The organism is Actinoplanes sp. NPDC051405, assembly GCF_055586185.1.
In genome coordinates this window covers 929,684-938,227 of the sequence record NZ_JBVJIR010000001.1, presented here as the reverse complement: position 1 = coordinate 938,227, position 8,544 = coordinate 929,684, and the positions used below count along the sequence as shown (strand labels likewise).

The window sequence follows — 8,544 nt, the reverse complement described above, 5'->3', positions numbered from 1 at the left end:
GCAGATCGGCGAGTCGGACGAGGCGGCCCGGTGCGCCCAGTTCCTGCGCGACAGCGACCCGGCGGCGGCCGACGCCCTGACCTGATCGGGCCGGGGGGGGGGGGGGAAACCCCCCCCCGCGCCCCCCCCCCCCCCCCCCCCCCCCCCCCCCCCCAACACCCCCCCCCCCCCCCCCCCCCCCCCCCCTCCCCCCTCTCCCCCCTCCCCCCCCCCCCCCCCCCCCCCCCCGACTTCCGGCTGGCCACGGTCAGCGGCAGCATGACCTTCGCCGGGGTCTACGCGTACGTCGCCGCGTCACCGACCCTCCTGCAGGAGGTGTACGGCCTCAGCGCCCGCACCTACGCCGTCGTCTTCCTGCTCAACTCCCTCGGCCTGGTGGCGGGCGTCCAGCTCAGCTCGATGCTCACCCGCCGGGCCGGCCCGGCCCGGGTGCTGGCCGGCTGCACGGCGGTGACCCTGGTGGCCGCCGCCGCCATCGTGCCGCTGCAATGGGCGCACGCCGGACTCGCCGGCCTGCTGCCCTGCCTGTGGCTGTTCGTGGCCGGCTGCGGCGGCTGCTTCGCCGGGGCGGCGGGCCTGGCCCTGCACGGCCAGGGCGCCCAGTCCGGCACCGCGACCTCGGTCTACGGGTTCGCCACCTTCGCGGTGGCCGGCCTGGTCTCCCCGCTGGCCGGCCTGGCCGGGATCACCGACGCCACCCCGCTGGCCGTCGTCCTGCTCGCCACCGCCGCGGTCTCCCTGACGGCGGCCGGCTTCCTGCTGCGGGCCGGCGCCGCTCAGGCCACCTCGGTGGCCGTGCCGCCGGTGACCCGCAGCAGCTCGGCGTAGGTGATCGGGAAGACCACCTGCGGTACGCCGCCCGCCGCCCAGATCTCCGGATACTGCGCGAGCGCGGTGTCGACCAGCGTGCGCACCGGCTTCGGGTGTCCCAGCGGCGCGACCCCGCCGATCGCCTGCCCGGTGTGAGCCCGGACGAACTCGGGAGTGGCCCGCCCGAGCTTGGCCACCCCCAGCGCGGCGGCCACCTTCTTGGTGTCGACCCGGTGCGCGCCCGAGGTGAGCACGAGCAGCGGCTCCCCGTCGGCGTCGAAGATCAGCGAATTGGCGATCTGCCCGACCTCGACCCCGAGAGCGGCGGCCGCGGCGGCGGCGGTGTGCACACCCTCGTCGAAAACCACCATGCGCGGCGCACTGCCGTCGGTGGTACGGGCATCGGCGTTCTCCAGGGCGGCCTGCACGGCCAGCACGTTGGGATGACTCTCCATCCGCTCATTGTTCACCAGCTGAATCGCTCCCGGTGCAGGTGGGCCGCGGGCACCCCGACCGCCCGGGCCGCCGCGCGCACCGCGTCCGTCCACCGGTCCGGGCCGCACAGGTACAAGTCGTGGTCGGCCAGGTCGGGGGCGATCTCCCGCAACGCCTCGGCGTCCGTGTAGTCCGCGTACTCCGCCGGCAGCCACGACGTCGGGTGGGCGCGCGGACCGATCAGCGGGACCAGCCGGACGCCGCGGCGCTGGGCCAGCCATTCGAGCTCGTCGAGGAACGCCACCTCGGCGGCGTGCCGGGCGCGGTAGACCAGCGTCGCCTGCCCGTGGCCGTACGGCAGGTCCCAGAGCAGCGCGAGCAGCGGCGTGATGCCGACACCGCAGGCCAGCATCGTCACCGGCCCGCCGCGGTACGACTCCGCGGTGAGCCGCCCGTACGGTCCCTCGATCAGCACCCGCGTCCCCGGCGCGAGCGTGGCCACCCGGGCGCTGCCGTCGCCGAGGCCCTTGACCGTGATCCGCAACTGGTCGCCGCGGGGTGGCCCGGACAGCGAGAACGGGTTGCCCCGGGACCAGCCGCGGCCGTCCAGGAAGCGCCAGACGAAGAACTGCCCGGCGCGCACCGGCAGCCGGTCGAGGCGGCGACCGTGCAGGTAGACCGAGACCAGCCCGTGGGCCTCGGGGACCACGTGGTCGACGCGCAGGCGGTGCCGGGCCGTGCGCCACAACGGCATGCCGAGCCGGAAGATCAGGACGCTGCCGGCGGCGGCCGCGTAGAGCGCACACCAGTACGCGCGCGCGGCCGGGCTCGCGGTGAAGTCCCGGCCTGCCGTCAACTCGTGTGGCAACGCCAGGGCGACACCCAGGTACGCGTACAGGTGGAGGAGATGCCACGACTCGTAGCGCAAGCGGCGCCGGGCCGCGCGCACCGATGTGACGACCACCAGGACCAGGGCGGCCAGCGCGACCACCGCCAGCAGCATCCCGGGATCGCCGGCGACGAACGCGGCGAAGCCGTGGACCGGCGCCCGGCTCCAGGTGGCCAGTACGACGTGCGCGAGCAGCAGCTGGAACGAGGCGAAGCCGGTGCGGCGATGCCAGCGGGTCAGGGTGTCCTGGCCGAATGCCCGTTCCACCAGCGGGATCCGGGCCATCAACAGCACCTGCAGGAGCAGCAGATCGGCCGACCACAGCGCGGCCAGCCGCCCCGCCGCGCCCGCCGCCGGCCGGCCCCCGGCGGCCAGGTCCGCGATGCCGCCGCGGGCCCACAGGACGGTGACGACCACCAGGCTCAACCCGGCCGCGGCCCGCGCTGCGGGCGCCCACCAGCGCGGGGTGGGGGAGACGCGGGGGCGCACGGACGTCAACGTACAAACGGTTCCGCGCGCTGGGCAGGGGTTAGTGAGAAGGCCGACGAAGGCCCGGATATCCGTTATCCGGCGGCGCGCACACCCACCGCCGCGGCGCTGGCCTCCCACAGCCGGGCGGCCACCGCGGGGTCGGCGGCCACGGTGTCCGGCCGGGTCACCTTGTGCCCCACGTAGTAGGCGCCGTCGGCGACCTCCGCGGTGCTCAGCCAGGTCAGCAGGTCGCCGGCCTGCTCGGGCGTGGTCAGGAACGGCGCGAACCGGTAGAAGAACCGGGTCGCCGCGCCGACGCCGAAGTTGCTGCGCACCACACCCGGGTGGAACGACACCGAGGTGATCTCCGGCCAGCGCCGGGCCGCCTCGGCGGCGAACAGGATGTTCGCGGCCTTGCTGGCCCCGTAGGCGCGCCACGAGCTGTACGTGCCGGCCGAGCCGGTGAAGTCCTCCGGGTCCAGCCGGGCGCGCTGGTGCGCCCGCGACGCCGTGTTGACCACCCGGCCGCCGCCCAGCGCCCCGCGCAGCAGGTGGGTGAGCAGGAAAGGCGCCAGATGGTTGCCCTGGATGGTGGCTTCGAAGCCGTCCGCGGTGCGGACATAGGACTCCACCATGCCGCCGGCATTGTTGGCCAGGACGTCGATCTTCGGGTACGCGGCCAGCAGCTTTGCGGCCAGCCCCCGGACCTCGTCGAGCACGTTGAAGTCGGCGCGGAACTCGTCCGGCTCGGGCCCGGTGGCGGCGGCCCGTACGGCGGCCATCGCGGCACCCAGCCGGCCCGGATCGCGGCCGACCACGACCACCTGCTCACCCCGTGCGGCGAGTTGCCGGGCGGCGGCCAGGCCCACGCCCGAGCTGGCTCCGGTGATCACAAACGTGCGTGGCATGTGTCGCTCCTCATGTCTGCGCTGTCGCACCCATCGTGCATCCTGGCAGCGGTGATCGGTTGCGTGCCGGTCCGAGGAAAAGAGAACGATGAGCACCGAGATCGTCGTGCCGGCATCCGTGGACAGTCCCGTCCAGGCACCGCCGCCGGCACACACTGTCACCCGCTGGCTGCTCGCACACCGGGTGCAGCCGGTCGGCCCGGAGGCCGCCGAGGGCTCGCACCCGCAGGCCTGGTGGAAGGTCATGGCGCTGACCGGCGTGGACTACTTCTCCACCCTGTCGTACCTGCCGGCCATCGCGGCGCTGGCCGCCGGGGCGCTGTCCCCGCTGGCCACCCTGCTGATCGTGGCGCTGACCCTGCTCGGCATGCTGCCTATGTACCGGCGGGTGGCACAGGAGAGCCCGCACGGCCAGGGCTCGGTCGCGATGCTGGAAAACCTGCTGCCGTTCTGGCGCGGCAAGCTGTTCGTGCTGGTCCTGCTCGGCTTCGTGGTCACCTCGTGGATCGTCACGATCACCCTGTCGGCCGCCGACGCCACCGTGCACATGTCGGAGAACCCGTACCTGCCGGGCTTCCTGCACGGTCACGCGGTGCCGATCACCATCGTGCTGCTGCTCATCCTCGGCTTCGTCTTCCTGCTCGGCTTCTCCGAGGCCGTCAAGGTCGCCATCCCGCTGGTGGTGGTCTTCCTCGGCCTGAGCGCGGTGATCACCGTGGTCGGCCTGGCCGACGTGTTCACCACCGCCGGCGCGCTGTCGGCCTGGGTGGACGCGCTCGGCTCCCACGGCACCGGCTTCTTCGACCTGCTCGGCCCGTCCGTGCTGGCGTTCCCGGCGCTGGTCCTGGGCCTGTCCGGCTTCGAGACCGGGGTCAGCATGATGCCGCTGATCGCGGCGTCCGGCGGGTCGCCCGCGGAACGGATGAGGTCCCGGGTCCGCAACACCCGCAAACTGCTCACCACCGCGGCGCTGATCATGAGCGTCTACCTGATCGCGACGAGCTTCGTGACGACCGTGCTGATCCCGGCGCGGGAGTTCGAGCCGGGCGGGCAGGCCAACGGGCGGGCGCTGGCCTACCTGGCCCACGAGAAGCTGGGCGAGATCTTCGGCACCGCGTACGACATCAGCAGCATCCTGATCCTGTGGTTCGCGGGCGCGTCCGCGATGGCCGGCCTGATCAACATCGTGCCGCGCTACCTGCCCGGCTACGGCATGGCCCCGGAATGGGCCCGCGCGATCCGGCCGGTGGTGCTGGTCTACACGGCGATCAGCATCGGCATCACCATCGTCTTCAAAGCGGACGTGAACGCGCAGGCGGGCGCGTACGCCACCGGCATCCTGGCCATGATGGTCTCGGGCGCGGTGGCCGTGGCGATCTCGGCGGTCCGCCGCCGCCGGCGCAAGGCGGCGGCCGGCTTCACGATCCTGACGCTGATCCTGCTGTACGCCCTGGCCGAGAACATCGTGGAGAAACCGGACGGCATCGCGATCTCCGCGGTCTTCGTGGCCGCGATCATCGTGGTCTCGCTGATCTCCCGCGTCACCCGCACCACGGAGCTGCGGGCGGACCGCATCGAGTTCGACGAGCCGGCCCGCCGCTTCATCGCCGAGTCGGTCCAGCACGACGGCGAGCTCAACCTGGTCGCCAACCGCCGGCAGGCCGGCGACGCGCAGGAGTACGCGGCCAAGGAACGCGAACAACGCGGCATGAACCCCGTCCCCGGCGCGGCCGACATCCTGTTCCTGGAGATCAAGGTGATCGACCCGTCGGAGTTCAGCGAGGTCCTGCGCGTGCACGGTGAACAGGTGGGCCAGTACCGCATCCTGCGGGTGCAGAGCCCGGCCGCACCGAACGCGATCGCAGCGGTCCTGCTCGCCCTGCGCGACGCGACAGGGGTACGGCCGCACTGCTACTTCGAATGGGCGGAAGGCAGCCCACTGGTGCACCTGTTCCGGTATCTACTGCTGGGCCGGGGCGACACGGCGCCGGTGGTCCGCGAGATCATCCGCAAGAGCGAACCGGACCCGGTCCGCCGCCCCGGCATCCACGTGGGCGGCTGACCCGCAGGTCAGCGCAGGCGTGCTGTCCCGTACAGGTGAGCAAAGATGATCTGATCGACCGGGGAGACCCGGTGCCGATCGGCGTGGGTGAGCCAGACGATCTCCTCGATCTCGCTGTCCGGCCGCAGAACGCCCTGATAATCGGCGGTGTAGCAGGTCATCCGGACGACGGTCCCGGCGGAATGCCCGTGGGCGGGGGCCTCAAAGGTCCCCACATGCTCGGCGCTGTCGGGGGTGATGGTCACGCTGAGCTCTTCCCGGATCTCACGGACGAGGGTGTCGATGTCGCTCTCGCCGGGCTCGCGCTTGCCGCCGGGGAGGTAGTAGACGTCCTTGCCGCGTGACCGGGAGCTGAGGATCGCGCCGTTCTCGATGCGGATCCACGCGATCTTGTCGATGACGGTCATGGATGCTGCTTTCTGACTCTTGTCGGTGGCGCGTGGTGATGCGCCGGGCCGGGTGGTCGCTCGACGTGACGGCCGTCGACGACGGTAGCGCCGGCGGGGTCAGCGATCCTGGGCGGTGTCGATGAGCTTGCCGGCCACGGCGTTGGGTCGGTCGGCCCCGGCTTCTCGCCTGTTGCGGCCTCGTCCTGCCTGTTTCGCCCGCCGGTCGCCCGCCCGGCCGCTTACTCGGCCTGCCCGGCTGCCTGCCCGGCCTGCCGCTGCCTGCCGCTTCCTGCCCGGCCTGCCCGGCTGCCTGCCCGGCCCGCCCGGCCTGTCCGGCTGCCTGCCCGGCCTGCCCGGCTGCCTGCCCGGCCCTGCCCGGCCCTGCCCGGCCTGTCCGGCTGCCTGCCCGGCTGCCTGCCCGGCCTGCCCGGCTGCCTGCCCGGCCTGCCCGGCTGCCTGCCCGGCCCGCCCGGCTGCCTGCCCGGCCTGCCCGGCTGCCTGCCCGGCCTGCCCGGCCCGCCCGGCCTGCCCGGCTGCCTGCCCGGCCCGCCCGGCCTGCCCGGCCGGCTGGCCGGTCCAGGCTGGCGCCCAACTCGGCCTAGATCGCTCGGTTCGGCCCAGCGGGCCCGCTCAGCCTGCGGCTTGGCCGCCCAGCTCGGCCTCAGCCGGCTGGCCCGGCCCTACGGCACGGCCGCCGGCCGCCGGCTGACCGATTCGCCGGTCCTGGACAGGAATTTCCGAGTGGCCCGTATACCCGCCTGACCAGCAAGTCCTCACCTCCACAGGCCACCCCGGCAAAGGTGATCTCCACCTTTGCCGACCACCCCGCCGGAGCCCTCGCGTGTGTTGCTTTTTTGTCGTACCCGGGGTGTACTCTCATTCTTAGTTAGAACGAGTGTTCGATTGGTTCGAACTCCTGTGCCAGGAGAACACCCGGCCTGACTACTCGGGAGCCGCGTTCGCGGCGGGGCTCCCGGATGCGGCGCCCGCGAAGTGCCGCATGCGAGGTCCGGGCATTCGCGGGTCCGGACCGGCACAAAGGCAGGACCGTCGTCCGCTGTTCTCGACCCCCGAGCGGCGGGCGACGGACCCGCCGGCAAGTCCGGCCGGGTGTGGTGTGGGGAAGCTTCACACCCGGCCGGCTGCCACAACCGCTGTGTTCTTCCTCTTGCAGCGGATCGGTTCGACCAGCACGTCGGATGCGACACACGCGAGGAGACGACCATGGTGAGCAATCAGGCCCACCCGGTGCCCACTCTCAGACCGCCGAGCGCCTTCCCGGGCCCGATCCCGGGCCAGACGGCGAGCCTCGGTCCTCTGGCACACGCGCCCACGGCGGCGGCCCAGGCGGCGCCCACCGTCCCGGCCAACCTGCTGCCGAACCGCACCCCGGCCCAGCTGCTCGCCATAGCCCGCCAAGGCCTGGCGGAAGCGGCCGGCACCCGCCCGGACGGCCTGCGCTACGCGGCAGCCCACCTCGCGGCACTGCGCGCAGCCGCAGCGGTCCTCGCCGCCCGCGCCAGGCCGGCCGCGCCGACGAAGCGCAGCCGGGTGACGAGCGCCTGGTCCCTCCTGGTCCTGGTGGCACCCGAGTTCAGCGACTGGGCCAGCTACTTCGCCCTGGGCGCGACCAAGCGAGCCGCAGCCGAAGCGGGTATCCCCCGCGTGGTCAGCCCCCGCGAGGCGGACGACCTGCTACGCGCGGCGGAGCACTTCGTCTCCCTGGTCGAGTCCACCCTCGGCGTGGCCTACCAGCCGACCCTCGAAGCCGCCTAGCGGCGGCCCGGCGGCCCTCCCGCTTCTGCCCCGTCGGGGTGCGTCGGATTGGCCCACCACCTCGGTCGGCTGTGGAATGACCGTTCCTCGGCATCGATGATCAAGGGCGGCAAGTGCTGAGGTCTGTGGCCGGTGACGTGTGATCCGCATGGTGGCGCCCAGCGGGCGGGCCTGATCGCCAGGTTGCGGCCGGCCGCAGACCGCCTCGACGGCACCTGGTGGTCCGTCGACGACCACCACTAGGTGGTGCAGAGACCGGTTGAGCCTCCGGAGCGCCTGCGGTTGCTACTCGTAGCTGCCGGCTCGGGCTACGCGGATCCGACCGGCGGCTGCTCGGGACGGCTCCTGCCGCACCGCCTGGGTGCTGCTCGCGCTGGGTGGGGGCCTTCCGGATCGCCGGTGGCAATACCTCGCTCGCGGCGTCGCTTCGGCGGAGTCGTGACGTTAAAGATCAACTTCAATGCACGTGTACAAACGGGGCGGAAAATGGCCGGGCGCATGATCAACGGTGCTGCGGCCCTTGCTGAGCTGATACGGCCGGCCAGCGACACCGGGGATTTCGGGACGCACCGGGTGCTGCCGGTCCTCCCCGAACTGAGCAGTCTGCTGCCGAGCCGGGGCCTGCGCCGCGGAACCACCATCGCGATCGGCATCACCCCCGGCCCTTCCGTCCATCAAGGCGCCCTCCCCACCCCATCGCCGCCATCCGCCGGCTCCCATGAGCGCGAAGCCCGCCGCGGCTCGCCGAGATCCGCACCCGACCCGCATGAGGAAGCTGCGCACGGGCCAGGCGGCAGAGCGCCC

7 protein-coding genes and 1 pseudogene are annotated in these 8,544 nt (G+C 73.0%); 4 read left to right on the top strand and 4 right to left on the bottom strand.

Annotated elements, in window-relative coordinates; genetic code table 11:
* Window positions 1–85, top strand: a pseudogene (locus ACZ6S4_RS04345) (DUF3151 domain-containing protein); the annotation flags it as partial.
* Complete coding sequence (locus ACZ6S4_RS04340) at window positions 82–828, top strand: MFS transporter (protein WP_465473504.1); 747 nt, start codon at window positions 82–84, stop codon at window positions 826–828. The pseudogene ACZ6S4_RS04345 and the gene ACZ6S4_RS04340, both read left to right, overlap by 4 nt.
* Here the strand turns inward: ACZ6S4_RS04340 and ACZ6S4_RS04335 are convergent.
* From ACZ6S4_RS04335 to ACZ6S4_RS04325, 3 genes are all read right to left on the bottom strand, one after another.
* Window positions 777–1,265 carry a YbaK/EbsC family protein gene (locus ACZ6S4_RS04335; protein WP_465473474.1) on the bottom strand — a complete coding sequence of 163 codons (489 nt, stop codon included), beginning with the start codon at window positions 1,263–1,265 and terminating at the stop codon, window positions 777–779. The two genes, ACZ6S4_RS04340 and ACZ6S4_RS04335, sit on opposite strands and share 52 nt — an antisense overlap.
* Window positions 1,266–1,276: 11 nt before the next feature.
* Complete coding sequence (locus ACZ6S4_RS04330) at window positions 1,277–2,623, bottom strand: ferredoxin reductase family protein (RefSeq protein WP_465473473.1); 1,347 nt, start codon at window positions 2,621–2,623, stop codon at window positions 1,277–1,279.
* Between the two features lie 74 nt (window positions 2,624–2,697).
* Window positions 2,698–3,513 (bottom strand): SDR family NAD(P)-dependent oxidoreductase, encoded by an 816-nt coding sequence (locus tag ACZ6S4_RS04325; protein ID WP_465473472.1) that lies wholly within the window; start codon window positions 3,511–3,513, stop codon window positions 2,698–2,700.
* 88 nt (window positions 3,514–3,601) lie between these two features.
* Here ACZ6S4_RS04325 and ACZ6S4_RS04320 point away from each other — a divergent pair, with 88 nt between their 5' ends.
* Window positions 3,602–5,575, top strand: a complete 1,974-nt coding sequence (locus tag ACZ6S4_RS04320) for an APC family permease (protein WP_465473471.1) — start codon at window positions 3,602–3,604, stop codon at window positions 5,573–5,575.
* An 8-nt stretch (window positions 5,576–5,583) separates the two neighbouring features.
* On the opposite strand, the gene ACZ6S4_RS04315 is transcribed toward ACZ6S4_RS04320, so the two are convergent.
* Complete coding sequence (locus ACZ6S4_RS04315; protein WP_465473470.1) at window positions 5,584–5,982, bottom strand: NUDIX hydrolase; 399 nt, start codon at window positions 5,980–5,982, stop codon at window positions 5,584–5,586.
* A 1,206-nt stretch (window positions 5,983–7,188) separates the two neighbouring features.
* Between ACZ6S4_RS04315 and ACZ6S4_RS04310 the strand changes: the two genes are divergently transcribed.
* Window positions 7,189–7,740 carry an SAV_6107 family HEPN domain-containing protein gene (locus ACZ6S4_RS04310; protein ID WP_465473469.1) on the top strand — a complete coding sequence of 184 codons (552 nt, stop codon included), beginning with the start codon at window positions 7,189–7,191 and terminating at the stop codon, window positions 7,738–7,740.
* Window positions 7,741–8,544 lie beyond the last annotated feature (804 nt).